Origin of the sequence: Lentisalinibacter salinarum, assembly GCF_040706555.1 — a bacterium.
GTDB classification, from domain to species: domain Bacteria; phylum Pseudomonadota; class Gammaproteobacteria; order Steroidobacterales; family Woeseiaceae; genus Lentisalinibacter; species Lentisalinibacter salinarum.
The window spans coordinates 698,307-724,312 of sequence record NZ_JAPDRH010000003.1; the positions used below are offsets into that span (position 1 = coordinate 698,307).

Below are 26,006 nucleotides of genomic sequence, written 5' to 3' on the forward strand. Positions count from 1 at the left end.
CAGTCTCGCCTCCTAGCGGCGGAACGCCCCGATCAGGGTCTCGAACAGGGTATTGGTCACGCCGATAAGCTGGGCGGCCGCCTGATAGGCCTGCTGATAACGCATCAGGTTGGCGGCCTCCTCGTCCAGGTTCACCCCGGACTTGTTGCTCAGCGCCTGCTCGGCATCGTCGCGGACCACGGTCTGGGCATCGAGGCCGATCTGCGCCTGGCGGCTGACGGTGCCCACCTCGGCGACCAGACGACCGTAGCTCTCGGAGACCGCGACCGTGCCACCGGCCAGCAGGCCCCGCGTCTGCACCTCGGCGAGGCCGAGCGCGTTGCGGTTGTCGCCCGTGCCGCCGGCATTGGCCTCGATGCGGAAGACGTCCCCGGCCGCGGGCGTACCGCTGATGACCACCCGGGTGCCGTTGACGTCGATGGCGTCGCCGCTCGCATAGGCGAAGGAGCCGGCGCCGTCGATGGTATAGGTATCCGGTGCCGTGAACTCTATGACCGCGCCGCCGAGCAGATCCGGATCGCCCGGATCGATCACCTCGCCCGCCGAGAATTGCGCATCGCCGATGTTGTCCGTGCCGGTGGCGGTGCGCACGGGCGCCGCCAGCGCCACTGACTGGGCGTCGGCGACGGTGCGGGTGAGCGTGCCCGCCGCGCCCTTCGCCGGCTGGATGAGGTATCGGTCGCCGGCGGCCGCGCCGGGGCCGGCCGTGATTTCCAGTCCGCCGGCCAGGAACGGATCGCCCGCGGTGCCGCTGCCGGTCATCGGGATGGCCTGGCCGTTGTCGGCGCGGGTCAGCGACCAGGCGCTGCCGTCGTAGCTCATCACGTAATCGGCGCTCTGCAGGCCGGCCACGTCGGCGACCACCGCGTCCACATCGGCCGTGCCGGTGTTGCGCGACGACACCAGCACCGCCGGATCTCCAATGCCGAAGAATTCGCCACCGAGGCGGCCATTCAGGTCCATGCCGGCCGCATGCTGTTCGTTGAACGCCGTGGCCAGCGCCACCGCGGTCTCGCCGATGGCCGTGCGGGTCGGGTCGAGCACCAGACGGCGGAAGTCCATCATGCCGCCGATAGCGCCGCCGGACAGATCGCCGCCGAGGGCACCGGTGCCCGCGTCGCCCTGGTAGACCACTTCCAGGCGACGCGGATCGAATTCGCTCGGCTGCGTGGCGAGCTGCCGGGCCTGGCTGCCGGTGACCAGCGTCTGGCCGTTGCCGATGAACACGTTGAGGGCGCCGTCGCCCTGGGCCACGGTGGTCACCGCCACCTGCTCGGAGAGCCTGCGGATCAACAGATCGCGCTGGTCCAGCAGGTCGTTCGGCTGGCCGGAGACGCCCGCCTCGGCGCTGGCGATGCGGCGGTTCAGCTCCGCAATCGCGGTTGCGAACTCGTTGACGTCCGTCACCGATTGGCGCAGACGCCCGTTGATGTCCTTCTCCAGCGACTGCAGGCGGCCGTCGAGGAAGTCGAAGCTCGAGGCCAGCGTATCCGCCTGACTCACCAGGGCCTGGCGCGCCGGCACGGACGCCGGATCGCCGGCCGCATCCTGCACCGCGTTGAAGAAATTCTGGATGGCCGGGGCGAGTCCCACGCTGGGGTCCGAGAGCAGGTTGTCCACCTGCCCGGAGAGCCCGGCCAGCGTGTCGAGCCGCGCCTGGGAGGTGGTCGCAGCCGACAGCTCGTTACCGAGGAACTCGTCGTAGATCCGGCGCACGTTCGCCACGTTGACGCCGGAGCCGATGTACTGATTGCCGATCAGGCCGGGCTGACGGGTCTCCAGGTCGACCCGCTGGCGGCTGTAGCCCGGCGTACTCGCGTTGGCGATATTGTGGCCGGTGGTCTCTATGCCGCGCTGGAACGACAGCAGGGCGGAGACGCTTGTGGAGAGGATATTCGACATGGTCCCTCGTCAGCACGCTCTCGTCAGAAGGAGAAGCGTTCCCTGTCTATCGGCATCAATCCGCCGAACTTGAGTGATTCCAGCGCCCGGCCCATGGTCTCGGAGCCGAGCAGCGACTTGATCTTGTCGGCATAGGCGGGGTCGGTGGCGTAGCCGGAGGCCTGCAGCGCCTCGGCATAGCCCGCCACGTCGTCGCCCCGGTTCAGCACGTTCTCGTAGCGCGGATTCGAGCCGAGCAGCCGGGCGTAATCGTCGAATCCGGCCGCCAGCGAGGGATACGCCCGGAAGCTCGCCACCTCCGGCCGGGCCGCCCCGCCCCGGTATTCGATGGTGCGCACGCTGACCGCATCGCCCTGCCAGCCGCCGCTGGCCTTGATGCCGAAGAGGTTGAGCGAGCTGCGACCGTTCTCGTCGGCGGTGACATGTTTGCCCCAGCCCGTCTCCAGTGCGGCCTGGGCGATCAGGGCCCGGGGATCGACGTTCAGCCTGTCCGCCGCCCGGCTCGCATAGGGCCAGAGCTTGCGCACGAACTCAGCCGGGCTCTGCCACAACGGCCGCTCGGTGCTGCCTTCAACGGGCACCCGACGGCCAATGGCCGGCGCCGGCGCCTGGTCCATGGCCCTGCCCAGCTCTCTGCCGATGCCCGGTTCGTCCGCATCACCGCCGGCACGCTGCCTGCCACCCAGCTGGCGCACCAGCAGATCGGCGAAGCCGAGGCCCCGCCCGCCGGAGATCTCCATGGCCATCTGCTTGTCGAAGAGGTCCTGATACGTCTCCGACGCATTGCTGTCGCCGAAGATCGGGTCGCCCATGCTGGCATCTCGCATGGACTTCAGCATGGTCTGCAGGAAGATCGCCTCGAACTGATTGGCGGCCTCGCGCAGCGCGGCATCCCCGCCGCCGCGCGCCTCGGTGCGCAGCGCCGTGAATTGCTGGAAGTCGGTGACGACGGGCTTCATGGCTCCGGCCTCAGATGACCAGCAGCTCGGCGCGCAGCGCGCCCGCCTGCTTCAGGGCCTCGAGGATGGCCACCAGGTCGCCCGGTGCCGCGCCCACCCGGTTCACCGCCTGCACGATCTCGTTCAGGCTGGTGCCGGGCTGGAACAGGAACATGCGGTTCGCCTCCTGGGTGATCTCCACCTCGGAGTCCGGCAGTACCACCGTCTCGCCATCGCTGAAGGGCTGCGGCTGGCTGGCGAAGGGCTGTTCGCTGATGGTCACCACCAGCGAGCCGTGGGAGACGGCCGCCGGACGCACCCGCACGTGAGAGCCGATCACGACGGTGCCGGTGCGCGAGTTGATGATCACCCGCGCCGGCGCCTGCCCCGGCTCCACCTCGAAGTTCTCGAGCACCGAGACGAAGGAGGTGCGCTGGGACGCATCCTGCGGCGCGCGTACGCGCACCGAGACCGCGTCGATGGCCCGCGCCATGTCGGCACCGAGCCGCTCGTTGATGCCGTCGGCCAGCCGGTGGGCGGTGGTGAAGTCCGGCGAATGCAGGTTCAGCATGATGGCATCGCCCTGGTCGAAGGCGGTGGCCACCTCGCGCTCGACGGTGGCGCCGTTCGGGATACGGCCCGCGCTCGGCACGTTCACCGTCACGCTGGAGCCGTCGCGGCCCGACGCGCCGAAGCCGCCCACCACCAGGTTGCCCTGGGCGACGGCGTAGACCTGGCCGTCGGCGCCGCGCAGCGGCGTCATCAGCAGACTGCCGCCGCGCAGGCTCTTGGCATTGCCGATGGAAGAGACGGTCACGTCGATGGTCTGGCCCGGCTTCACGAAGGGGGGCAGGTCGGCATGCACCGACACGGCCGCCACGTTCTTCAGCTGCGGGTTTACGTTCGGCGGCACGGTGATGCCGAACTGGGTGAGCATGTTCTTCAGGCTCTGCACGGTGAACGGCGTCTGGCTGGTCTGGTCGCCGCTGCCGTCGAGGCCCACCACCAGGCCGTAGCCGACGATCTGGTTGTTACGCACGCCGGCGACGGAGGCGAGGTCCTTGACCCGCTCGGCCTGGGCGGCGCCGGCCGCGAGCACGAGGACGCAGGCCGCCGCCGCGGCCGCTGCCTGGCGGATAGTCGGAAACCGGTTGCGGTTATTCATGGCGGGGCGTCCTCAGTAGGGATTCAGGATGGAGTTGAAGAACCGGGACAGCAGCCCCATGCGGTTCGCGGCAGCCAGCACGCCCTTGCTGGAGTAGGTGATGCGGGCGTCCGCCACCTTGCGGGAGGACACCGAGTTGTCCGGCTCGATGTCGTAGGGCCGGATGATCCCGGACAGGCGGATGAACTCCTCGCCCTGGTTCAGCGTCACCCACTTCTCGCCCCTCACCATCAGGTTGCCGTTGGCCATGCGCTCCACCACGGTCACCGTGATGTCGCCCTGCAGGCTGTTCGACTGGCTGCTGGCGCCCTCGCCCGAGAACTCCGAGCTGCCGTCCAGCGCACCGGAGAGGATCGGCACCCCGTCCTTCGTGACCGGTCGGCCGAACACCGTGGGGCCCGAGTAATCGGCGCTGGTGTTCTTGTCCGTCGAGGTCTGCGCGTTCTTGCTCGCCGCGGTCTGCTCGTCCAGCCGGACGGTGAGGATGTCGCCCACGCGCCCGGCGCGCAGATCCTCGAACAGCCGCACGTCGCTGCCGGCCTGGTAAATGGAGCCGTCCGGCTCGGCGGGCTGCGGCGCCGGCACCGGTTGCGGCGGCGCATAGCTCTCCGGGTATCGGGGCGCGCTGCCGCAGGCCGCCAGCAGCGCCGCCACGGCGGCGACGGCGGCGACGGTCTTGATTCGTTTCAGTGCATCCATGGGATCGCTCTTGGTCCTGGCTCCGGGCCCGGGTTCATTCAGGCTCAGAGGTTGTTGTTCACGTACTGCATCATCTGGTCGCTGGTCGAGATGGCCTTGGAATTCATCTCGTAGGCGCGCTGGGTCTCGATCATGTTGACCAGCTCCTCAACCACGTTGACGTTCGATCCCTCGAGCGCGCCCTGGATCACCGTGCCCAGACCGTTCAGTCCGGGTGTACCCGGCTGGGGCGAACCGCTGGCTGCGGTCTCCAGATACTGGTTCTCGCCGCGGGGCTGCAGGCCTGCCGGATTGATGAAGTCCACCAGCTGCAGCGTGCCCACCTGGACGGGCGACGCCTGCCCGGCGAGCTGCACGGAGACCGTGCCGTCGGAACCGATGGTGATGCTCTGCGCCGCATCCGGGATGGTGATGCCCGGCTGCAGCAGGTAGCCGCTCGCCGTCACCAGCTCGCCCTGAGCGTTGCGCTTGAAGCTGCCGTCACGGGTATAGGAGGTGGTGCCGTCCGGCAGCTGCACCTGGAAGAAACCGCGGCCCTGGATGGCCGTGTCGAGCGCATTGCCGTTCTGCAGCACGTTGCCCTGGGTGAACAGTTTCTCGGTCGCCACCACCCGCACGCCGGTGCCGAGCATCATGCCCGAGGGCAGCTCGGTGTCCTGGGAGGTCTGGCCGCCCGCCTGGCGCACGTTCTGGTACATGAGATCCTCGAACACCGCGCGGCCTTTCTTGAAGCCGGTGGTGTTCACGTTCGCCAGGTTGTTGGAGACCACGGACATGCGCGTCTGCTGCGCGTCCAGGCCCGTCTTGGCGATCCAGAGTGACTGATTCATCGTTTAGCTCCTGATTTCCTGTGCTGTCATCCGCTCATGCTGAGCAGTTGCGCGGCCTTGTCCGCATCCTCGGCGGCAGTGGTCATCACCTTCACCTGCAGCTCGTAGCGGCGCGCCAGATCGATCATGTTCACCAGCGTCTCCGCCACGTTGACGTTGCTGGACTCGAGCGCGCCCGAGGTCAGGCGCACCTCCGCATCGGCCTCGGCCACCGCGCCGTCCTTCGGCCGCAGCAGACCGTCGGCGCCCTTCTCGAACTGCCCGGTGTCCGGCCGCACCAGCTTGATGCGGTCCACCGTGGCCAGCGTCTCCGGCCCCTGTCCCAGGGGCCGGATGGAGATGGTGCCGTCGGCGCCGACCGTGATGCTGGCATGGGGCGGCACGGCCACGGGGCCGCCGTTGCCCATCACCGGATGGCCCGCGCCGTTGGTCATGACGCCCACCGAGTTGACCCGGAGGTCGCCGGCCCGCGTGTAGGCCTCGCTACCGTCCGGCGCCTGCACCGCGATGAATCCGTCCCCCTGCACGGCCACGTCAAGGTCCCGGCCGGTGCTCATCGTCGCGCCCTGGCGGTAATCCGTACCGTAGTTCTCGGCGACGGCATTCACCCGGGTCGGTTCGCCGAAGCCCTGGATCGGCAGCGCGCTGAACGCGTGCAGATCGGCCCGGAAACCGGTAGTGCTGGCGTTGGCCAGGTTGTGGCTGTTGACGGACTGCGCGAGTTCGGTCTGCTTCGCGCCGGTCATCGCCACGTAGACGAGATCATCCATTGCTCATGTCCATCGTTCGGGATTCGGTCGGTCGATGTTCGTCATCAGCGGATGTTGATGACCGTCTGGGTCACCGTGTCAGCCGTGGAGATCATCTGCGAGTTAGCCTGGAAGTTGCGCTGCGCCGTGATCATGTTCACCAGCTGCTCCGTGAGATCCACGTTGCTCGCCTCCAGGGCGCCGGACTGGATCAGGCCGAAGCTCGAGGTACCGGCCTCGCCGAGACGCGCGTCACCAGAGGTGAAGCTCTCGCCCCAGGCCGTATCCTCAAGCTGCTGCAGGCCACCCGGGTTGGCGAAGTCCGCCAGCGCGATCTTGCCGAGCTCCGTCGACTGGCCGTTGGTGAAGCGGGCGAACAGGATGCCTTCGGAGGTCACCTCGATGCCTGTCAGCCGGCCGGTCGCGAAGCCGTCCTGGGACAGCGAGTTCACGCCGAAGTTGCTGCCGAACTGGGTCGCTCCGTCCAGATTCAGGGACATGGTGATGTCCGCCGCGCCGTTGCTCGGCGAGTACGCCGGCAGGCTGATCACGCCGCCAGCCGGCGACTGCAGCTGACCGTCGTTGCCGAACACCAGCTGGTCGCCGGCACCCACGACGTTGCCGTCCACGGTGAACTGGGTGTTCCACGTGTTGGTGGCGGCATCCTTCAGAAAGTACAGCGTGCCGGTGTGGGCCGCGCCCAGCGAGTCGTAGATGGTGACCGAGGTCGTGTGATTGAAGGTATTCGGATCTGCGGGGTCGAAGGGCACGATCGTCGGCACCTCGGCATCCGCGGGCAGGTTCACGCCGTAGTCGATCGCCGTGGTGGACTGGGGCGGATTCGCGCCGGTGCTGAGCTGCACGTCGTTCAGCGAGCCGGTGTTGAAGTTGCCGTCGCCGGAGGGCGGATAGGCCTGCAGGCGCTTGCCGGCGGGGTTCACCACAAAGCCGTTGTTGTCCACGCTGAAGTTGCCGGCGCGGGTATAGACCCGCGAGCCGTTGTCGCTGAGCACGAAGAAGCCCTCGCCGCCGATGGCGAGGTCCAGTGCGTTGTCCGTGAAGTCCACGTTGCCCTGGGCGAACTGCTGGGAGATGTTCGACAGGCGCACGCCCGAGCCGACCGCCGAGGAACCGGTGCTCTGGGTGCCGACGGCGAAGACCTCGGCGAACTCGGCCCGCGAGCCCTTGAAGCCCGTGGTGTTCACGTTGGCGATGTTGTTGGCGGTGACCCCCAGGTCAGCCGATGCGGCATTCAGGCCGCTGAGTGCGATGCGAAAAGGCATGGTGCTGTCTCCTTAATCCAAAACCCGATAACGGTGACTGTGCGAATGGCTATGCGTATGGCTAAGCGAATCAGAGGATGCGGTCGACTTCGCTCAGCCTGAGCGAACCCTCTCCCGCGATATTCAGCGTCAGCCCCTGACCGTTACGGCCCAGGGTCACGCTCTCGATGGTGGCGCCGACCAGCGTCTGCGCGTTCTCTACCTGGTTGCCCCGGCTGACGATGGTCGACACCCGGTAATTGCCCGGCGCGGCCGGCTCGCCCTCGGTGTTCATGCCGTCCCACTGCCACTGGGTCAGGCCGGAACCCCGGCCGCCCAGCTCGAGCCGGCGCACCAGCTGGCCGGTCTGGTCGGTGATCTCCACGGTCACGGCGGAGGCGCCCGCCGACAGATTGACGGCGCCGTTCAGCGTCCCGCCCTCGGCCAGATGGCCCTGGTCAGTGCGGGCCAGCACCTGGTGACCGACGAGCCCTGCGGCCTGCAGCGCCTGGTCCGAGTAGATGGACTCGGACAGCGCGCTGAACGAGTTCTGCAGATCGCCGATGCCCGACACCGTGCCGAACTGGGCCAGCTGACTCAGGAACTCGCCGTTACTCATCGGCTCCATGGGATCCTGGTTGCGGAACTGGGCGATCATCAGCTCGAGGAACTGCTCCTGGCCCAGCTCGTCCTTTGCCGTGGTGGGCTGGGACTCGCGCCGGGTGGCTATCCCCAGGCTGCCCAGATCCTCGAAACCGTTGATGGAATCCATGTGCTCTCCTCCGGCTTACCGGCTCTGGTGACGGGTGCTAGCGGCCGAGCTGCAGGGTCTGCAGCATCAGGTCGCGCGTGGTCTTCAGGATCTCGATGTTGTTCTGATAGGAACGAGAGGCCGACATCATGTTGACCATCTCCTCCACCGCGTTGACGTTGCTGAGATACACCTTGCCGTTCTCGTCGGCCTCCGGGTGTTCCGGCCGGTGCTGGACGGTCAGCGGCGCCTGGCTCTCGACGATGCCGAGCACGCGGACTCCCGCCGCATGACTCTCGCCGGCGCCCGCGGCCTCCTGCATGGCCGTGGCGAATACCGGGTGCCGGGCGCGATAGACCTTGTTCGGGTCGCCGCTGACGCTCTCAGCGTTTGCCAGGTTGCTGGCCGTGGTGTTCAGGCGCAGGGACTGCGCGTTCATGGCGCTACCCGCGGTATCGAATATCCGGAACATCGACATCACTCACTCCCCTTGATCGCGAGCTTCAGCGTGCGGACCTTGCCGTCCAGGAACATGAGGCTGGCGCGGTAGCGCAGCACGTTCTCGGCGAACTCCGCCTGTTCCACGTCCGGCTGCACCGTGTTGCCGTCCTGGGACGGCTGATACGGCAGCCGGTATTTCAGTTCGGCCCCCGCCGGTCCGCTGCTCGCATCGACATGGCCGGCGTGGGTCTTCGCCATGGCGACCCGCCCGGACTGCGCGCGTTCCAGCGCCGCACCGAAATCCAGATCACGCGCCTTGTAGTTGGGCGTGTCCGCATTCGCGATGTTTGTCGCCAGCACCTCGGTGCGCATCGAGCGCAGCTTCAGTGCGAGTGCGTGCTGTCCGAAAGGGTCGATCTTCATCGTGTCTCTCTGGTTCGCAGGCACTTTGCCCGCTTCCGCCGGATTCACAGCAAATGCCGTGCCAACTCTGCAAGTGACTGATATTCCTGTATGTCGCCCCGACGCATGCGTCAGGGCGGCAAAGCGCTGCCGCTGCCGGCGGCAATGGACTGCAGCCGGAGACGGCAAGGGTGAGGTCCCGCGCGCAGCCAAACGGCCCGGCGATCCGCCTAATCACTGGCACGGCTTTTGCATCAGTGGAGGGCAAGAGGAAGGCGAGCGGAAACGGAGCCAGGGCGGCAGCGGTCGCACCGCGAACCGGCGAAACGCCGCACGGCGCGTATCCGGGGCCTCCGGGCCGGTTTCCGGATGACCAGGAACACGTATGCAGAGTGACGGGACATTGACGGCAGCGACTGAAATCCGGCGCGGATTGTCCGCACCGGCCGCGCTCGCGCTCGTCCTCGTCCCGGTCCTCGTCCTGTTCGCCGGCGGCGCCACCGCGGCGGACTGGCAGCCGGTCGAGTCCATCCGCGAGACGGCAGCCCGCTACGCGGCAAGCCAGCTGGGCGCGGACGGTGACGACGTCCGCGTGGAGGCAGGCGAGCTGGACACCCGCCTGCGGATGAACCGCTGCGACGTGCCGCTGTCCGGCTTCCTGCCGAACGGGATGGGCAACGGCAACCGCCTGGTGGTGGGCGTGCGCTGCGAGGGCACGAAGCCCTGGAAGCTCTTCGTGCCGGTACGAATCGCCCGCTACGCCGACGTGCTGGTGGTCTCGCGCTCGCTGCCCCGCGGCCACGTGCTGACAACGGGAGACGTGCATACGGAGAGGCGCGACCTGTCCAGTCACCTGAAAACCTATGCGGGCAGCCTGCGCCAGTTGCCGGGACGGCGGCTGAAACGGCCCGTCCTCGCCGGCACGCCGCTTACCCACAACATGGTGGACGCCGAGCAGATCGTGCGGCGAGGCCAGAAGGTGACCCTGGTAGTGGACAACGGCGGCATGCAGATCCGCATGGCGGGACGCGCCCTGTCCGACGGTGCCCTGGACCAGCGCATCCGGGTGGAGAACGTCTCCTCGCGGCGAGTCGTCGAGGGGGTCGTAAGGTCCCCTGAAGTCGTTGAAATTAGGATGAATTGACCATATACGGCATGGTAAAAAAATTGTCGCCCGACACTAAAGTTTCGCGCGGAATCGCCGATACACGGGATAACACAGACTCATGTCTGAGGTAGCCAGTTATGTCCAATAAGATTGACGGAACGAATCAGGGGCAGTCGATCGGCCCGAACGGGGTCGGTGGCAGCCGGCCGACCGCGGGGGCGGCGCAGCGCACCGGTCAGGCTAAGGAAGTGACGGTACCGGGCGGCGAGACCGTACGGCTCACCAGCGGCGCCCAGATGATGGAGCGCATGAGCTCGATGCTGGAAAGTCTCGAAATGCAGAACCAGCGCCTGGACGCCATCATGGAGTCCATCGCCAACGGCGATTACGAGATCGATGCGGAGAAGATCGCCGCGCGTCTGATGATGTTCGAGAGGAGCCTGGGCAGCGACTCATGAGCCGGGCGGACGCGACAGCCTGCGCAGGTGCACTCGAGACCGTGATCCGTGAGGCGCTCGCGATCACGCAGCGGCTGGAGTCGGCGCTCGCCGCCGAGCGCGCAGCGCTGGAGCAGCGGGACGCCGAGGGGTTGCAGAACGCCGGCGCCGGCAAGCAGAAACATCTGTCCCGGCTCGATGGTCTGGACGAAAGACGCCGTCGCCTGCTCGCCAACCATGGCTACCCACCGGATCAGGGCGGCGTCGAGGCGGTGCTCGCGGACTGCGCGCCCGCGCATCCGCTGGACGGTCTGTGGCGGCAACTCGGCGACGTCGCCGGACGCTGCCGGGACGCGAATGCGGCCAACGGGGCCATCGTCCATCTGCGCCAGCGGCAGATCGGGCGTGCGCTCGACGTGCTGCGCGGGGCGCCGGAAGGCACCGCGCCGGTCTACGGTGCCGACGGCAGCAGCGCCCGCGCCGCCGGTCGCGCATTCGGCAGCGCCTGACCGGACGGAGGCTACCAGCCCTGTAGTCATCTCAATCGCGGCCGAAACCGTACAATAGGCAGCCATACCATGCCGGGGCGCCTTCCATGCCGCATTACCTGCCGCGAGAACTCACTCGCACGCTCACCCTCAGTCTGATCTGCCTGTTCCCCGGCCTGCCGCCCGGGGGCGCAGCCTGCGCCGCCGCGGATCCCGCAGACAATGCGGCAGCCGTGCTGCACTACGCGGATACGGCCGCCCTCCAGGAACGTATGGATCGGGGCGACCTCACCTCGGAACAGCTGGTACGTCTGTTCCTCGACCGCATCGAAGCCGTGGACGACGCCGGCCCCACGCTGAACGCCATCATCGAGGTGAATCCGGACGCCATCGAGATCGCGCGGGACCTGGATCAGGAACGCGCCGTCGGCGAGAAGCGCGGACCCCTGCACGGCATACCCGTGGTCCTGAAAGCCAACATCGACACGGGCGACCGCATGGCCACCTCCGCAGGCTCGGTGGCGCTGGCACTGCATCGCGCGCCGGACGACGCCTTCCACGTCGCCGCGCTCCGGCGAGCCGGCGCCGTCATCCTGGGCAAGGCCAACCTCAGCGAATGGGCGAATTTCCGCTCTACCCGGTCGGTAAGCGGGTGGAGCAGCATCGGCGGGCAGACCCGCAATCCGCACGTGCTCGATCGCAACCCCTGCGGCTCGTCCAGCGGGTCGGCGGTGGCCGTCGCTGCCGGGCTGGCCGTGCTCGCGGTCGGCACCGAGACCGACGGCTCAATCGTCTGTCCCGCCGGCGCCAACGGCGTCGTCGGCATCAAACCCACGATCGGGCTGGTCAGCCGGGACGGCATCATCCCCATCGCACTCAGCCAGGACACGGCCGGCCCGATGGCGCGCAGCGTCCGCGACGCGGCGCTGCTGCTCGCCGCGATGGCGGCGCCGGATAATGCGGACCCCGCGGCCCAGGCGCACCCGGGGCCGCGGGACTATCTCGCCGCGCTGGGCACGGGCGCGCTCGAAGGCGCGCGCATCGGCGTCTGGCGGCAGTATTACGGCGCCGGCTCGGATCCCCGGGTGGAGGCCGTCCTCGACGCCACGATCGCCCGGCTCGACGAACTCGGCGCCGAGATCGTGGATCCGATCGGCCTCGAGATCCCCGCAGACGTCGGCGAGGCCGAATACGAGGTGCTCCTGTACGAGTTCAGGGACGGGCTGAACCGCTACCTCGGCAACGCCGGCATGGAAGGCGACAGGGGCAGCCTGGCCGCGCTGATTCGTTACAACGAGCTGCGCGCCGACGAGACCATGCCCTGGTTCGGCCAGGAGATCTTCGAGCAGGCCGAGTCCCGGGGATCGCTGACGGACGAGGCCTACCTGAAAGCACGGGAGAACAGCGGGCCGGCGCTGCGCCGACTCATCGACGCGGTGATGAACGAACACGCCCTGGATGCGATCATCGCGCCGACGAACTCGCCGGCCTGGCCCATCGACTTCGTCGCCGGCGACAACCACTCGATCTCCAGCTCCCGGCTTGGCGCGGTATCCGGCTATCCCGCGGTGACATTGCCGGCGGGGAGCGTCCACGGTCTGCCCGTGGGCGTGACCCTGTTCGGCCGCCCGTGGTCCGAGCCGCAGCTGATCGGCTATGCCTACGCCCTGGAGCAGGCGACCCGTGCCATCCTCCGCCCCGGACTGGTGCCGACACTGGAGCGCTAGTCGGCCTGCGGCTCCGACGGCGACGTCGTCGTCGCTGTCTTCTTCTTGCGCTTGCTCTTCTTCCTGGCGGCCTTCTTCGCGGCGGACTTCTTGCCGGCAGGCTTTTTCCCTGCCGTCTTCTTGCCGGCGGCCTCCGAGGACGCCTCCGCGCCGTCACCCATCACGGCTTTCGCGCGCTTGCCTGCGGTAGCGATGGTCATCGCCTTCAGCTCGTCGAAGGATTCCTGCAGGCACTCACAGTAGAACGCGGGGTCCGGCATCATCTCGCGACAGGAGATGGCGCTGACGGTGATCTTGCCGTCATAGCCGATCACCGGCTGGAACAGACCGACGCCGTGGACCACCGGCCCGAGTCCGTAATAGGCGACCATCTTCGTGCCCATGGAGTACAGCGGATGATTGCTGATGGGCACGTTCGTGATCACCGTATTGAAGACCGGCGGCAGGCGCTCGGCCATATGCCAGCGGCCATAGGCCTTGGCCATGAGCCCGGAGGTGGTCGTGGGCAGGAACTCCGCCAGCTCCATGTTGAGCTCCGGACCCGCGGTGCGCGTGAACCGCTTGGCCTCGTCGCTCGCCGCGTGGACGGCGCGCAGCCGCTCGAGAGGGTCCTCGATGTCGCTGCCCACCGGCAGGCGCATGGCGCTGACCCGGTTGCCCTCCGCGCCGCGCTGCTGGTCCGAGCGCACGCTCATCGGCGCCATCGCGATCAGCGATTCGTCGGGCAGCTCGTCCTTCGCCTCGAGGTACTTGCGCAGCGCGCCGCCGCAGACGCTGACGATCACGTCGTTCACCGTGGCGCCTTCCACGAAACCCTTCATACCGCGGATCTCGTCCAGCGCGAAGGTGCGCGCATCGAAGACCCGGTGCGCCGAGACATTGGCGTTGAAACGAGTGCGCGGCACCGACCGGGGCAGGCTGATGTCGCGCCGCACCAGGCCCGTGGCCAGCTTCGGCAGCGTGGGCGCGACGTGGCGCACCAGCTTGCCGATCTTCAGCGGCGTGCCCGCCATGCCCGCGGCGCTGCGGGCGAGCAGCTCCACGTCGGTGGGTTCGCGCTCCGCCGTCCAGGGCCGCGGAGGCGGCTCCGGCTGGTCGTGAGGAGTCAGGCTGTGGATCGCGGCGGCGATCTCGGCGCCGGAGATCCCGTCGATGGCCGAGTGGTGGATCTTGGTCACGAGGCCGAAGCTGCCCGGCGGGATGCCGTCGACGTTGTCCAGTCCTTCTATCACCCAGGCCTCCCACAGGGGGCGGTTCAGGTCCAGCGGACGGGCAAGCAGCCGCGCGGTCAGGATGCAGAGCTGACGCCAGTCGCCCGGCTTCGGCAGCGCGATGTGGCGCAGGTGAAATTCCAGATCGAACTCCGGGTCCTCGATCCAGTAGGGACGGGCCAGGCCGAGCGGCACGTTCGCCAGTCGGCGCCGGAAGGTCTTCGCCTTGTGCAGGCGCTCCTCGAAGAAGCGGATGATCTGCTTGAAGGTGACGTGGCCGCCGGCCGCCGTCGACTGGTCGTAGATGCAGAGACTGCCCACGTGCATGGGCGTGGCAGCCGTTTCGAGATAGAGGAAAGAGGCGTCGAGGCCGGTCAGTTGCTGCATGAAAAAGTCTCCTTGCCCTGACCGGCAATATACACGATACGCCTGGCTGCGCAGGACGCCGGCGGCGAAAGGCCGCGCCGCACGCAGGCGGCGCGGCCCTCGCCGGTCAGAAGCGCAGGCGCGCGCCCGCGTGGAACGAGCGGCCCGGCAGCGGCGCATAGGGCGCCAGGAATGAAGTGCTCCGGCGCGCCGCCTCGTCGAGCAGATTGGTGCCGCGGACGAACACGTCGAGCCGGGTCTCCTGCAGCGTCATGGCATAGATCGCCGACAGGTCCACCATGGTGTAGCTGTCGGTCCGGAACGAGGCGATGTTGTCCTGCTCTGCATGCCAGAGAACGTCCAGTGACGTGGTCAGCGCATCATTTCGCAGCGTGAGCCCCGTGCCTACGCGCATCGGCGGTATGCGGGGCAGGTAGCGGCCATCCTCCAGTTCCGCATGGACGAAATCGCCGAGCAGCCCGAGCTCCGCTTCGAAGCCGCCGAAGCGGCCCAGCATCAGCGTGGCCTCGGCCTCGACCCCATAGAAGTCCGCGTCGGCCTGGCCGTACTCCGCCACCGGCAGGCCGTCTTCTTCCGCGCCGGTCAGGTTCTGGAAGATGTAGTCCCCGATGCGGTTGTAGAAGACGTGGACGTCCCAGCGCAGACGCTCCCCGCCGCCGGAGAGCCCGATGTCGTAGTTCACCGAGACCTCCTTGTCGGGCGCGGCGCCGAGTACGGCAAGACCGAGTTCGAACTGGCCGGTCGCGAGATGAGGACCGTTGGCGTAGAGCTCCTCCGCTGCCGGCAGCCGTTCCGTGCGCGAGACGTTCAGCATCAGCGTGTAGTCAGGCGCAATCTCGAAGTCGACGCCGGCGGCCAGCGACAGGGAGGTATCGTCGAAATCCGCCGAAAGCTCGTTGTCGTGCTCCAGGAACTCCACGCGTCCGCCCAGGTGCGCGTGACCCCAGTCGTAGTCCCGCTCCTCCACCAGGAACACGCCGAGCGACTCGGTCTTCGTCGGCGAGATGAAAGCTTCCTCGCCCGCGGCGGAGAAATCCCGGTCGTCGAGCTGCAGGCCGAAGGCGCCCCGCCACCCGGCGATCGGCGCATGTATGGCCTCCACCCTTGCCTGCCAGGCGTCGTTCTCGAACAGGGTACCGACCTCGCCGGATGGCTCGATCTCGGCGTGCTCGTAGTCGTTGATACCCCAGGAGAATTTCACGGCCTCGAAGTACTGGCCGTTCAGCGCGTATTCCCCGCGCACGTCGAACCGCGACTGCTCCAGGTCGATGAACGGACCGCCCTCTTCCTCGCCGGCATGCTCCTCCTCGCCATGCTCCTCTTCGTGGCTGTGCCCGGGCAGGCCGTAGGTCATGTCGGAGCCGCTCCAGGAGAAGCCGAGAAAGCCCCGCTCGCCCACCCAGGAAGCGCCCGCGGAGTAACCGTCGGATTCGGAGTAGCTGTTCGGCAGGACCCCGGCCGCCTCGTCGGGCTCCCGGTCGTCAGGATCGGCCGTTGCGAAGCCGTCGATCTCCACGTCGTCGGTCTCCCGTGTGTAGGCATCGAGGTGCCAGGCGAAGCCGCCGGCGCCACCGTCCAGGCGCCCGACCAGGGCCCGCTCCCCGGCGGCCGTATCCGCGCGGGCCTCGACGGCGCCGGAGACTGGCGCCTCCGCGGGACGCCGCGGGATCCGGTTGTCGATCACGTTCACCACGCCGCCGGCGGCCGAATTGCCGTACAGCAGCGTCGTCGGGCCTCGGATAATCTCGATGGCCTCCGCCAGCAGCGGCTCGATGCTGACGGCGTGGTCCGCGCTGACGTCCGCCGCATCCAGCGACGAGATACCGTCGGAAAGCATGATGACCTGGGAGCCGCCCAGGCCGCGGATGATAGGCCGGGACGATGCCGGCCCGAAGTAACTGGAGCTCACGCCGGGCTGTGCGGCGAGGGTCTCGCCAAGGGTGGGCGCGCGGTCGGTGAGCAGTTCGTCGCCCTTGAAGACGCTGGTGGGCTGCAGCACGTCGCCGAGGGGCGCCGCGGTAACCACGATCTCCTCGATCGCTTCGTCAGCCGCTTCCTGCGCCTGCAGGGCTCCGGCACACAATATCGCTGCGGTCAGCGCCGCAGTCAGTTGCGAAATTCGCATGTCTCGTTCCTCTGATCGGATCAGCAGATGCCGCGCCGGCCCGTCGCTGGACGACACGGCTACGGTCGAGCAATAGTCGGTCGACTGTGATCAGAGGCGGGGAGGTGCGCGGGCGTGACCGTGCCTGGGCGGGAATTCCGGGTGTCCGGCGACCGCCGGTACGGGAACCACCGGGGACGCATGGACCGCCGGCGACCCGGCCGGCGTATCCGACAAGCCATGGGCGAGTCGATCGCCGCCGACGCAGACGTCGCACTGCTCGCCGATGCCGTGATCGGCGACCGCGGCATGACCGGCGACGGCAAACTGCCCGGCCAGGATCGCGACCAGCGCGATCGCCGTGCAGCGGGCCAGGAATCGTGCGCGGAGGCGAAGCATCCGGATAGTCTAACGATTTTCCGGGCCGCGTGAAGCTCACAGGAGACTAGCCACTGCGGCATTGCCGGCCGCCACAACGCAGCGGGGCTCCCGACCCGCAGACCGGGAGCCCCGTGCGCCGGAGATTAGTTCCGGAAATTCAGTTCCTGCAGCAGCGAAGTGCTCATGACCTCGCGGTACTCGGCGCGATTACCGCTCTCCCCCTGCATCTGTTCGATACTCTTCTTGCGCCAGGCCATGTATTCCTTCTGGCGCTGCTCGCCCTCGGCGCCCGTCGGTACGTCCTCCATGACGCGGATGAGATAGATCGTCGGCTCGCCGCTGCGCTCGTACACGTTGGCAAGGATCATATAGTCCTTGATCCAGCCCTTGGACTTGGAGAATTCCAGATTCTCCCGCCACTCGCTCGCGAGCCACTTGGCATACTTGTAGCCGCCGCCGTCCTTGATGTCGATGCCCGTCACTTCCCAGTAGTCGCCCGAGGTGAACGGCCACTCTTCGGCGGCCCAGGCACCGGTGGCCATGGTCATGGACGCGGCGCAGAGTGCCGCAACGCCGAGTGCTTTTCTTATCGTTCTCATCGCTTCTCTCCCTTGGAGCGGGCAGGGATCGCCCGCTTTCCAAGTGGAAAATACCACAGGCCGCATCGCAAAGGTCGCCGCATCACCTCAGGCTTATCACGCCGCCGGCCGCGCCGCCCGGATTGCCCGCCACACCTTCATGGGCGTGAGCGGCATGTCGAGATGCTCGATACCGTAAGGGGCCAGCGCGTCGATCACGGCGTTCACAAGGGCCGGCGGCGCGCCGATGGTGCCGGCCTCCCCCGCTCCCTTCACGCCCAGCGGATTGCGCGGCGACGGTACCTCGGTGTAGTGGAAATCGATGCCCGGCAGTCGGTCGGCGCGGGGCATCGTGTAGTCCATGAAAGTGGCCGTCTGCAGCTGGCCGGTGTCCTGGTCGTAGACGGCCTCCTCGAACAGGGCCTGGCCGAGCCCCTGCGCGATGCCGCCCATGATCTGTCCTTCCAGGATCAGCGGGTTGATCACGTTGCCGACGTCGTCCTCCACGGTGTAGCGCAGGATCCCGATCATCCCGGTCTCCGGATCCACCTCGAGCTCGCAGACGTGGCAACCGTTCGGGAACGTGCCGGCCTCGGGCGTGAAATGCTCGCTGGAGGCGAGACCGGGCCGGGCGTCTTCCGGCCGCGCCGCGTCGTCGAACGACGCGCTGGCCACCTCCGGCAGCGCCACCACCCGATCGGTGCCGACGATCCGGTAATCGCCGTCCTCGAACTCGATGTCCTCGGCGTCCGCCTCCAGCAGCCCTGCCGCGATCTTCCTGCCGGACTCGACCACGGTCTCCACCGTGCGCGTCAGCGCCGAGCCGCCTATCGCCATGGATCGTGACCCGCCGGTGCCCTGGCCCGTGGGAATGGTCTTCGTGTCGCCCTGCAGCACGCGGATGCTCTCGAGCGGCACGCCCAGCCCCGCCGCCACCATCTGACCGTAGCTGGTCTCGTGGCCCTGACCGGTGGACTGGGTGCCCATGAGCACGGTCACCGTGCCGTCCTCCTCGAAGCGCACATGGGTGTCCTCCCCGCCCATGGCCGAGCAGATCTCGACGTAATAGCTGAGTCCGATCCCCCGCAGCAGGCCCTTCGCCGCGGAGGCCTTGCGCCGCTCTTCGAAGCCCGCCCGGTCGGCACGCTCGAGCGCGGCATCCAGCAGACGCGCGTATTCGCCCGAGTCGTACACCTGTCCCGTCACGGTCTGGTACGGGAAGGCCTCGGGAGGGATGAAGTTACGCCGCCGGATATCGGCGGGATCGATGCCGAGTTCACGCGCCGCCTTGTCCACCAAGCGCTCGACCAGGTAGATCGCCTCGGGGCGGCCGGCGCCCCGGTAGGCATCCACCGGGACGGTATTCGTCACCGCCAGGCGGATCTCGGCGTAAGCCGCCGGGATGGCATAGGCACCGGTAAGCATGACCGCGCCGAACCACGGGATGAACGCGCCCGCCTGGGAGGTGTACGCGCCCACGTTGCCGTCGGTCCGCACCCGCATGGCGAGGAAGCGACCCTCGCCGTCCAGGGCGAGTTCGGCGCGGGACACCTGATCGCGGCCGTGCAGGTCGGACAGAAAGCTCTCGGAGCGCTCCGCCAGCCACTTCACGGGCCGACCGAGATCCTTCGTCGCGTGCAGCGCGGCAACGGTCTCGCACTGCAGGAACATCTTCAGGCCGAAGCCGCCGCCCACGTCCGGCGAGACGACGCGCAGCCGGTCCTCCGGGATGCCGGTGGCCGCCCTCACGTGCTTGCGCAGGTTGTGCACGCCCTGGCAGCCCTGATACAGCGTGTAGGCATCCTCGCCGCCGTCGTACACGGCCACGCAGCCCCTCGGCTCCATGGCCGTCGGCGCGAGCCGGTTGTTGACGAGTTCCAGTTCGACCACGTGTTCGGCGCCGGCGAACGCCTCGTCCGTGGCCGCCGCATTGCCGTGGGTCATGATGCCGAGCAGGTTGTCGTCCACGTCGTCGTGCACGCGCGGCGCGCCGTCGGCCAGCGCATCGGCCAGGCCGGTGACCGCGGGGAGTTCGTCGACGTCGAACAGGATCAGGTCGGCGGCGTCTTTGGCTGCGGCGAGAGTCTCGGCCACGATGGCGACCACGGGTTCGCCGACGTAACGCACCACCTCGCGCGCGAGCGGAGGCTGCTGCACCGCGGCGTGTCCGGGATGCCCGTCGCTCTTCGGCACTGACGATCCCGGCAGATCGCCGAAGCCGGCGTCCGCCAGATCTGCGGCGGTATAGACCGCCAGCACGCCCGGCGCCTCGCGCGCCTCGTCCAGATCGAGTTCGCTGATGACGCCGTGCGGAAAAGGCGAACGCAGGAAATACAGCACGGCCGCATCCGCAGGTACCACGTCGTCGAGGTAACGGCCGGTACCGGTGAGGAAACGCTGATCCTCGACACGCCTGATTGCCTGTCCGGTGCCGAATTTGCCCATCCCCTGCTCCCTTTGCTGCCGACGTCGATCCGCGGGATTCTGCGCTGCGGCCGGCGGCAATTCAAATGGGCGGCGATCCGCTGTCAGGAAGCAGCCTGCCGCTATCGAGTGGGTGGTGGCCTGGCGGCCTGGCGGCCGTTCGCGTTCCGCCACAAAAAAGCGGCCCCAGTGGGGCCGCGGTGTCCATCGTCGTGACGGGATCAGTGCATCGTGTTCCCCCGCCCCAGTGTTTACCTGAAGGTCGTATACCCGGCACGCGACGGTCGATCAAATTGTCGGAATTTGAAAGGTGGCAGAAACCCCACGGAGTGTCAAATTTCAGGGACAGAATGACGTATTTCTGTCGCGGCAGTGCAACATAATCGACCTACGCCGGCACCCCGTCCGTCGGTCACCCGGTCGCCGATTCGTCGCCCCCGTGACCGCGGTGAAACTCCTCCACGCTGCGGGCGACCCGCGTGGGCTGATCGAAGGCCGCGACGTGCACGATGGCGTCGCCTTCGTGTGCCAGCGGCAGTTTCGACAGCCCGATGACCACCCCGTCGTCGGCCGCGCGGATGACGGTGTCCGAGGAGCCGAGAGGATCGCGAACGTTGGCGATGACGTCGCCTTTCTTCACGTAGTCGCCGAGGCGCACGGCGGCGTGCACGATGCCGCTCTGGGGCGAGCGGATCCAGCCGCTGTCGAGTGCGGTAACCGGTCTGGATTCGCGGCGCTTCGACTTGCCGGCCGGCAGCATCCCGAGGCGGCGCATCACCTGCTGGATGCCGCGCACGCCGGCGCGGATGGCGAGCTCGTCGAAGCGCAGCGCCTCGCCCGCCTCGTACAGGAGCAGGGGCACGCCCCTGCTTGCCGCCAGCTCGCGCAGGGAACCCTCCCGCACCGACGCGTTGACCATCACCGGTACGCCGAAGGCGCTGGCGAGTCCCCGGGTCTCCTCGTGATCCAGGTCGGCACGGATCTGCGGCAGGTTGGCGCGATGGATGGCGCCCGTATGCAGATCGATGCCGTAGTCGGCCTTGTCGACGATCTCGGTGACGAAGAGGTTCGCGAGGCGCGCCGCCGCCGACCCTCTCTCGCTGCCCGGGAAGGAGCGGTTCAGATCGCGGCGGTCCGGCAGGTAGCGCGACATGTTCAGGAAACCGAGCACGTTGACCACCGGCACCGCCAGCAGTGTGCCCCGGAGGCTGCGCAGCGTGCGCAGCTTCAGCAGGCGGCGGATGATCTCCACCCCGTTGATCTCGTCGCCGTGCACTGCCGCCGAGACGAACAGTACGGGTCCTGCCCGCCGGCCGTTGATGACCTGCACGGGCATGGTCATCTCCGTGTGGGTGTAGAGATCCGCCGCCGGCAGGTCGATGCTCGCCCGTTCGCCCGGACGCACGGTATGGCCGCCGATCTCAATGGGACGGCCGCCCGCCCCGCTCCGCTCAGCCGACACCTTTGGTCTTCGTCTTGCCGGGCTTCGCGTTGTTCTCGATGAAGCCGATGATCAGGCCGGCCACGTCCTTGCCGGTTGCCGCTTCGATGCCTTCCAGACCCGGCGAGGAGTTCACCTCCATCACCACCGGGCCGTGGTTGGAACGCAGGATATCCACGCCGGCGACGTTCAGCCCCATGATCTTCGCGGAACGCACGGCGGTGGAGCGCTCCTCCGGCGTGATACGCACCAGCGAGGCGGAGCCCCCCCTGTGCAGGTTGGAGCGGAACTCGCCCTCCTTGCCCTGGCGCTTCATCGACGCGACCACCTTGCCGCCCACCACGAGGCAACGGATGTCCGCACCGCCCGCCTCGGCGATGAACTCCTGCACGAGGAAGTTCGCGTTCAGTCCGCGAAACGCCTCGATTACACTGGTGGCCGCCTTGCGAGTCTCCGCCAGCACCACGCCCACGCCCTGGGTGCCTTCGAGCAGCTTGATGACCACCGGCGCGCCGCCGGTCATTTTCAGCACATCCTCGGTGTCGTCCGGCGAATTGGCGAAGCCGGTGACCGGCAGGCCGATACCGCGCCGCGACAGCAACTGCAGGGAACGCAGCTTGTCCCGGGAGCGGCTGATCGCCACCGACTCGTTCAGCGGGAAGACGCCCATCATCTCGAACTGGCGCAGCACCGCGGTGCCGTAGAACGTCACCGAGGCGCCGATGCGTGGTATCACCGCATCGAATCCCTTCAGCGAGTTGCCTTTGTAATGCACTGCCGGCTTGTGCGAGGTGATGTCCATGTAGCAGCGCTGGTGATCTATGACCTGCATCTCGTGGCCACGCTCCTCACCCGCTTCCACGAGCCGTCGCGTGGAGTAGATCGAGCGTCTGCGCGAGAGTATTGCGATCTTCAAGATACGGATCCTCCTCCGCCGCCGGGGCAGCCCCCTGCGGCCACTTCAACTTTTCTTTCGGTGCCGCCGCGCTGCGTCGAGCCGCGGAGGACGCCCGCCGGTGAGGTAGGAGCGTCCGGGGTCGACGAGCATATGCCCGCGCAGCGCCGTCCTGCCCAACAACATACGGAAACGCATGTCGGAACGCGAGGTCAGCGTCACCTCGATGGGCCAGACGAGTTCCGGCGAGAGCTGCAGTGTGGTCTCGATCACGACGCGGTGCTGGCGATGACCGATGGAACTGCGCACACCGCGGCGATCGACCACATTCGCGCTGCAGACCACTTCCAGATCGTCCGAACGATGCTGCGGATGCACGAGGAAGCGCACGCGCTCGCGGCCGTCCTCGTGATAGTGCTCGATGTCCACCGCGTGCAGGGAAGAGGTGCGCGCACCCGTGTCCACCTTGGCCTTGACGCGGGTGAGGCCCAGATCCGGGAGATCGAGATATTCGCGCCAGCCCACGATCCAGGGCGCGTCCTGTCTGCTCATGGCGTCCGGTTGTGGTGCAAGTTGTGATCCAATTGCGACTGTCCCGCTTCCTGTCTACCATGCTTCGCCCGAATCGGACAATTCGACACACACCGATCACGCTACAGACTGACAGGGGAATAGCATGAAACTCGCCAGCCTCAGGAGCGGACGCGACGGCCGGTTGATCGTCGTCAGCCGCGACCTGAAACGGGCCGTCGCAGCCGATGGCATCGCCGCCACCCTCCAGGCCGCACTGGACGACTGGGCGGCCACGGCGCCGCGACTGCAGGCGCTCTCCGACGCGCTGCACGAAGACAGCGCAGACGGCGCCTTCGACCTGGATATGGCCGACCTCGCCGCGCCGCTGCCGCGGGCCTACCACTGGGTGGACGGCAGCGCCTACGTCAATCACGTCGAACTGGTGCGCAAGGCGCGGGGCGCGGAGATGCCGGAGAGTTTCTGGCACGACCCGCTCGTCTATCAGGGCGGCTCCGACGACTTCCTCGGACCGCTGGAAGACGTTCCGGTGCCGGACGAGGACTACGGCATCGACATGGAGGCCGAGACGGCGGTGATCACCGACGACGTGCCGATGGGCACCGGCGCCGACGAGGCGGCGGGCCACATCAGGCTGCTGATGCTGGTGAACGATGTCTCTCTGCGCAACCTGATACCGGGCGAGCTGGCCAAGGGCTTCGGCTTCTACCAGTCCAAGCCCTCGACCGCCTTCTCGCCGGTGGCGGTCACGCCGGACGAACTGGGCGAGGCCTGGCAGGACGGCACCTTCAACCTGCCGCTGGTGACCACCCTGAACGACGAGGAATTCGGCCGGCCGGAGTGCGGCGTGGACATGACTTTCAACTTCCTGCAGCTGATCGAGCACGTGACGAAGACCCGCCGTCTCGGCGCGGGCACCATCATCGGTTCCGGCACCATCTCGAACTACGACCGCAGCCGCGGCTCCAGCTGCATCGCCGAGCGGCGCATGCTGGAGACCATCGAGGACGGCGCTCCGAAGACGCCCTTCCTGCGCTTCGGCGACCGGGTCCGCATCGAGATGTTCGACGCCGACGGCAACAGCATCTTCGGCGCCATCGACCAGAAGATCGTGGAGGCCTGAGCATGGCGCACGACATCGAGCTGACGGCCGCCGACGGTCACGCTCTCGGTGCGGCCATCGCACCGCCGGGAGGCTCGCCCATCGGCGGAGTGCTCGTCATCCAGGAGATCTTCGGCGTCAACAGCCACATCCGCGACGTGTGCGACCAGTTCGCCGAGGCCGGCTTCCTGGCCGTCGCGCCGGCGGTATTCGACCGGCTCGGCAAGGACATCACCGTCGATTATTCGGACGTCGAACGCGGGCGGGAGCTGGTCGGGCGCCTGGACCCGCGTCAGACCATCCTGGACCTGGCCGCCGGCCTCGAGCAGGCGACCCGCGGCGGCAAGGTGGGCGTGGTCGGTTTCTGCTGGGGCGGCGCACAGGCCTACCGCTGCGCTGCCGAGCTGCCGGTGGCAGCGGCGGTGGGCTACTACGGCGGCGGCATCCACAACATGACCGACCTCTCGCCCGCCTGCCCGGTGATGCTCCACTACGGCGAACGCGATGCCCACATCCCCATGGAGCAGGTGGAGCAGGTGCGGGCGGCCAACCCGGAGGCCGTCGTGCACGTCTACGAGGGGGTCGGGCACGGCTTCAACTGCGACCAACGCGGCGACTACGACCCGGAGGCGGCGTGTCTCGCTTTCGGGCGGACCACCGACTTCCTCAAACGCCACCTCGGCTGATCAGTCGGGTTCCCTGCCGCTGAGGACGTCGACTTCGTCCACGACGCCGTTACGCAGCACGCCGACGCCGGGGATATCGACCTCCACGACGTCGCCCGGCTGCAGATAGACGGGCGGCTTGCGCACGTAGCCCACGCCGCCCGGGGTGCCGGTGACGATCACGTCCCCCGGCAGCAGCTCGGTGAAGGTGGAGCAGTAGCCGATCAGCGCCGGCACATCGAAGATGAGATCCGCCACGTCGGCGGACTGCATCACCGCCCCGTTCAGCCGGGTCTCCAGCGTCAGCCGGGCCGGATCGCCGATCTCGTCGGCCGTGGTGAGCCAGGGCCCGAAGCCGCCGCTGCGCGCGAAGTTCTTGCCGGCGGTGAACTGGGAGCTGTGGCGCTGGAAGTCGCGCACACTGCCGTCGTTGAAACAGGAGTAACCGGCTACGTGGCGCAGCGCCCCCTCCGGGGCGATATGGCGCCCGCGGCGCCCGATGATGACGGCCAGCTCGCCCTCGTAGTCGAACTTGTGCGACACCGACGGCCGCACCAGCGGCTGGCCGTGACCGACCTGGGAGCCGGGGAAGCGGGTGAAGAGTACCGGGTGTTCCGGCGCGTCGCGGCCGGTCTCCTCCACGTGGGGCCGGTAGTTGATGCCGACGCAGAGGATCTTGTCCGGGTCGGTGATCACGGGCAGCAATTCCACCTCGGCCAGGGCCAGGTCCGGTTCGGCGTCCGCGGCCAGCGCGTGGAGTTCGTCGATAGCATCGGCAGCCAGGACGCTTCTCAGGTCGGGAAGCTCCACGCCGAGCTTCCTGCCGGCATCCACGATCCCGCCGGCGCGCACGACACCGTAGCTCGGCCGGCCCCGGTGGCGGAAGCTCGCGATCCTCACCCGGGCAGTCCACCGGCCATGGAGGCGCGGATCCACTGCAGACGGTGGCGGCGCATCTCACCGCCCTGCAGCGGCTCCTCGGCGGACAGCGTGAGACGGTCGCCGTCGAGCTCGGCCTCGCGGATCTGGGTGGTGCCGATCAGGTCCATGTTCAGCGCGAACTCGACCTCGTGGTGGACGTCGCCCTGCACCACGAAGTAGCGGCCCGCGTAGTGCATGTAACCGTCGAAGGCCCGCACCTTCTCCGCGTCCGGCGCTTTCGGCACGACCGGGGTGGAGAACGAGCCCCGGTCGCGCTCGGCCAGCACGGCCGACATGTAGCCGTCCGGCGTGTACAGGATCATCCCGGTGGCATCCTCGCCGAAAGGCCGGGTCACACGGCCGGTGGCAGGATAGCTGATCTCCCAGCGCTCGAGTTTCCAGGCGCCGACCAGGTCTTCTGCGGTTATATGCACGTCATCTCCTTCCCATCCGAGGTGGATTCTTGG

At 67.9% G+C, this 26,006-nt stretch carries 26 protein-coding genes; 7 read left to right on the plus strand and 19 right to left on the minus strand.

Going from position 1 to position 26,006, the window contains the following annotated elements:
* Positions 1-12: 12 nt before the first annotated feature.
* The 10 genes from flgK to flgB all read right to left on the minus strand — a co-directional run bounded on the left by flgK (position 13) and on the right by flgB (position 9,160).
* Positions 13-1,902 carry a flagellar hook-associated protein FlgK gene (gene flgK, locus ACJMKZ_RS13725; RefSeq protein ID WP_405233766.1) on the minus strand — a complete coding sequence of 630 codons (1,890 nt, stop codon included), beginning with the start codon at positions 1,900-1,902 and terminating at the stop codon, positions 13-15.
* Between the two features lie 23 nt (positions 1,903-1,925).
* Positions 1,926-2,861 carry a flagellar assembly peptidoglycan hydrolase FlgJ gene (gene flgJ / locus ACJMKZ_RS13730; protein WP_405233767.1) on the minus strand — a complete coding sequence of 312 codons (936 nt, stop codon included), beginning with the start codon at positions 2,859-2,861 and terminating at the stop codon, positions 1,926-1,928.
* Between the two features lie 10 nt (positions 2,862-2,871).
* A complete protein-coding gene (locus ACJMKZ_RS13735; RefSeq protein WP_405233768.1) occupies positions 2,872-4,005 on the minus strand; it encodes a flagellar basal body P-ring protein FlgI in 1,134 nt (377 codons plus the stop codon).
* Between the two features lie 12 nt (positions 4,006-4,017).
* The gene (gene flgH / locus ACJMKZ_RS13740) at positions 4,018-4,704 is read right to left on the minus strand and encodes a flagellar basal body L-ring protein FlgH (protein WP_405233769.1); all 687 of its coding nucleotides are present in this window, start codon (positions 4,702-4,704) and stop codon (positions 4,018-4,020) included.
* A gap of 44 nt (positions 4,705-4,748) precedes the next feature.
* On the minus strand, positions 4,749-5,534 hold the full coding sequence (flgG, locus tag ACJMKZ_RS13745) for a flagellar basal-body rod protein FlgG (protein WP_405222797.1): 786 nt from the start codon (positions 5,532-5,534) through the stop codon (positions 4,749-4,751).
* A 26-nt stretch (positions 5,535-5,560) separates the two neighbouring features.
* Positions 5,561-6,304, minus strand: coding sequence for a flagellar basal-body rod protein FlgF (gene flgF, locus ACJMKZ_RS13750; protein WP_405233770.1), 744 nt, complete (start codon positions 6,302-6,304; stop codon positions 5,561-5,563).
* Positions 6,305-6,348: 44 nt separating this feature from the next.
* Positions 6,349-7,566, minus strand: coding sequence for a flagellar hook protein FlgE (gene flgE, locus ACJMKZ_RS13755; RefSeq protein WP_405233771.1), 1,218 nt, complete (start codon positions 7,564-7,566; stop codon positions 6,349-6,351).
* 70 nt (positions 7,567-7,636) lie between these two features.
* Complete coding sequence (locus ACJMKZ_RS13760; RefSeq protein WP_405233772.1) at positions 7,637-8,317, minus strand: flagellar hook assembly protein FlgD; 681 nt, start codon at positions 8,315-8,317, stop codon at positions 7,637-7,639.
* Positions 8,318-8,354: 37 nt separating this feature from the next.
* The gene (gene flgC / locus ACJMKZ_RS13765) at positions 8,355-8,774 is read right to left on the minus strand and encodes a flagellar basal body rod protein FlgC (RefSeq protein ID WP_405233773.1); all 420 of its coding nucleotides are present in this window, start codon (positions 8,772-8,774) and stop codon (positions 8,355-8,357) included.
* The gene (flgB, locus tag ACJMKZ_RS13770) at positions 8,774-9,160 is read right to left on the minus strand and encodes a flagellar basal body rod protein FlgB (RefSeq protein WP_405233774.1); all 387 of its coding nucleotides are present in this window, start codon (positions 9,158-9,160) and stop codon (positions 8,774-8,776) included. Before flgB ends, flgC begins: the two co-directional genes overlap by 1 nt.
* Positions 9,161-9,524: 364 nt before the next feature.
* Here flgB and flgA point away from each other — a divergent pair, with 364 nt between their 5' ends.
* The 4 genes from flgA (at position 9,525) to ACJMKZ_RS13790 (ending at position 12,899) form a co-directional block, all read left to right on the plus strand.
* The gene (flgA, locus tag ACJMKZ_RS13775) at positions 9,525-10,283 is read left to right on the plus strand and encodes a flagellar basal body P-ring formation chaperone FlgA (RefSeq protein ID WP_405233775.1); all 759 of its coding nucleotides are present in this window, start codon (positions 9,525-9,527) and stop codon (positions 10,281-10,283) included.
* Between the two features lie 101 nt (positions 10,284-10,384).
* On the plus strand, positions 10,385-10,705 hold the full coding sequence (flgM, locus tag ACJMKZ_RS13780) for a flagellar biosynthesis anti-sigma factor FlgM (RefSeq protein WP_405233776.1): 321 nt from the start codon (positions 10,385-10,387) through the stop codon (positions 10,703-10,705).
* Entirely contained in the window at positions 10,702-11,193 is a 492-nt protein-coding gene (locus tag ACJMKZ_RS13785) for a flagella synthesis protein FlgN (RefSeq protein WP_405233777.1), read from the plus strand. The genes flgM and ACJMKZ_RS13785 overlap by 4 nt, the downstream gene beginning before the upstream one ends.
* Positions 11,194-11,279: 86 nt before the next feature.
* Positions 11,280-12,899 (plus strand): amidase, encoded by a 1,620-nt coding sequence (locus ACJMKZ_RS13790; protein WP_405233778.1) that lies wholly within the window; start codon positions 11,280-11,282, stop codon positions 12,897-12,899.
* On the opposite strand, the gene ACJMKZ_RS13795 is transcribed toward ACJMKZ_RS13790, so the two are convergent.
* Together ACJMKZ_RS13795 and ACJMKZ_RS13800 are read right to left on the minus strand one after the other, a co-directional pair.
* Complete coding sequence (locus ACJMKZ_RS13795; RefSeq protein ID WP_405233779.1) at positions 12,896-14,497, minus strand: WS/DGAT/MGAT family O-acyltransferase; 1,602 nt, start codon at positions 14,495-14,497, stop codon at positions 12,896-12,898. The two genes, ACJMKZ_RS13790 and ACJMKZ_RS13795, sit on opposite strands and share 4 nt — an antisense overlap.
* A 106-nt stretch (positions 14,498-14,603) precedes the next feature.
* On the minus strand, positions 14,604-16,622 hold the full coding sequence (locus tag ACJMKZ_RS13800) for a TonB-dependent receptor (RefSeq protein ID WP_405233780.1): 2,019 nt from the start codon (positions 16,620-16,622) through the stop codon (positions 14,604-14,606).
* Positions 16,623-16,841: 219 nt separating this feature from the next.
* Between ACJMKZ_RS13800 and ACJMKZ_RS13805 the strand changes: the two genes are divergently transcribed.
* Positions 16,842-17,033: a hypothetical protein gene (locus tag ACJMKZ_RS13805; protein ID WP_405233781.1), complete on the plus strand. Its 192-nt coding sequence runs from the start codon at positions 16,842-16,844 to the stop codon at positions 17,031-17,033.
* A 92-nt stretch (positions 17,034-17,125) separates the two neighbouring features.
* Here ACJMKZ_RS13805 and ACJMKZ_RS13810 read toward each other — a convergent pair whose 3' ends face one another.
* The 5 genes from ACJMKZ_RS13810 to ACJMKZ_RS13830 all read right to left on the minus strand — a co-directional run bounded on the left by ACJMKZ_RS13810 (position 17,126) and on the right by ACJMKZ_RS13830 (position 22,872).
* Positions 17,126-17,581: a hypothetical protein gene (locus ACJMKZ_RS13810; RefSeq protein WP_405233782.1), complete on the minus strand. Its 456-nt coding sequence runs from the start codon at positions 17,579-17,581 to the stop codon at positions 17,126-17,128.
* Between the two features lie 96 nt (positions 17,582-17,677).
* Positions 17,678-20,005, minus strand: coding sequence for a xanthine dehydrogenase family protein molybdopterin-binding subunit (locus ACJMKZ_RS13815; protein WP_405233783.1), 2,328 nt, complete (start codon positions 20,003-20,005; stop codon positions 17,678-17,680).
* Positions 20,006-20,396: 391 nt separating this feature from the next.
* Entirely contained in the window at positions 20,397-21,446 is a 1,050-nt protein-coding gene (locus ACJMKZ_RS13820; RefSeq protein WP_405233784.1) for a succinylglutamate desuccinylase/aspartoacylase family protein, read from the minus strand.
* Positions 21,436-22,341, minus strand: a complete 906-nt coding sequence (rimK, locus tag ACJMKZ_RS13825) for a 30S ribosomal protein S6--L-glutamate ligase (protein WP_405233785.1) — start codon at positions 22,339-22,341, stop codon at positions 21,436-21,438. The genes ACJMKZ_RS13820 and rimK overlap by 11 nt, the downstream gene beginning before the upstream one ends.
* Positions 22,342-22,386: 45 nt before the next feature.
* The gene (locus ACJMKZ_RS13830; RefSeq protein WP_405233786.1) at positions 22,387-22,872 is read right to left on the minus strand and encodes an ATP-dependent zinc protease family protein; all 486 of its coding nucleotides are present in this window, start codon (positions 22,870-22,872) and stop codon (positions 22,387-22,389) included.
* Positions 22,873-22,996: 124 nt separating this feature from the next.
* On the opposite strand from ACJMKZ_RS13830, the gene ACJMKZ_RS13835 reads away from it, so the two are divergent.
* Together ACJMKZ_RS13835 and ACJMKZ_RS13840 are read left to right on the plus strand one after the other, a co-directional pair.
* Positions 22,997-23,974, plus strand: coding sequence for a fumarylacetoacetate hydrolase family protein (locus tag ACJMKZ_RS13835; protein WP_405233787.1), 978 nt, complete (start codon positions 22,997-22,999; stop codon positions 23,972-23,974).
* 2 nt (positions 23,975-23,976) lie between these two features.
* Complete coding sequence (locus ACJMKZ_RS13840) at positions 23,977-24,639, plus strand: dienelactone hydrolase family protein (protein WP_405233788.1); 663 nt, start codon at positions 23,977-23,979, stop codon at positions 24,637-24,639.
* On the opposite strand, the gene ACJMKZ_RS13845 is transcribed toward ACJMKZ_RS13840, so the two are convergent.
* Positions 24,640-25,518: a fumarylacetoacetate hydrolase family protein gene (locus ACJMKZ_RS13845; RefSeq protein WP_405233789.1), complete on the minus strand. Its 879-nt coding sequence runs from the start codon at positions 25,516-25,518 to the stop codon at positions 24,640-24,642.
* Positions 25,515-25,973 carry a lipocalin-like domain-containing protein gene (locus ACJMKZ_RS13850; protein ID WP_405233790.1) on the minus strand — a complete coding sequence of 153 codons (459 nt, stop codon included), beginning with the start codon at positions 25,971-25,973 and terminating at the stop codon, positions 25,515-25,517. Before ACJMKZ_RS13850 ends, ACJMKZ_RS13845 begins: the two co-directional genes overlap by 4 nt.
* Between the last annotated feature and the right edge of the window lie 33 nt (positions 25,974-26,006).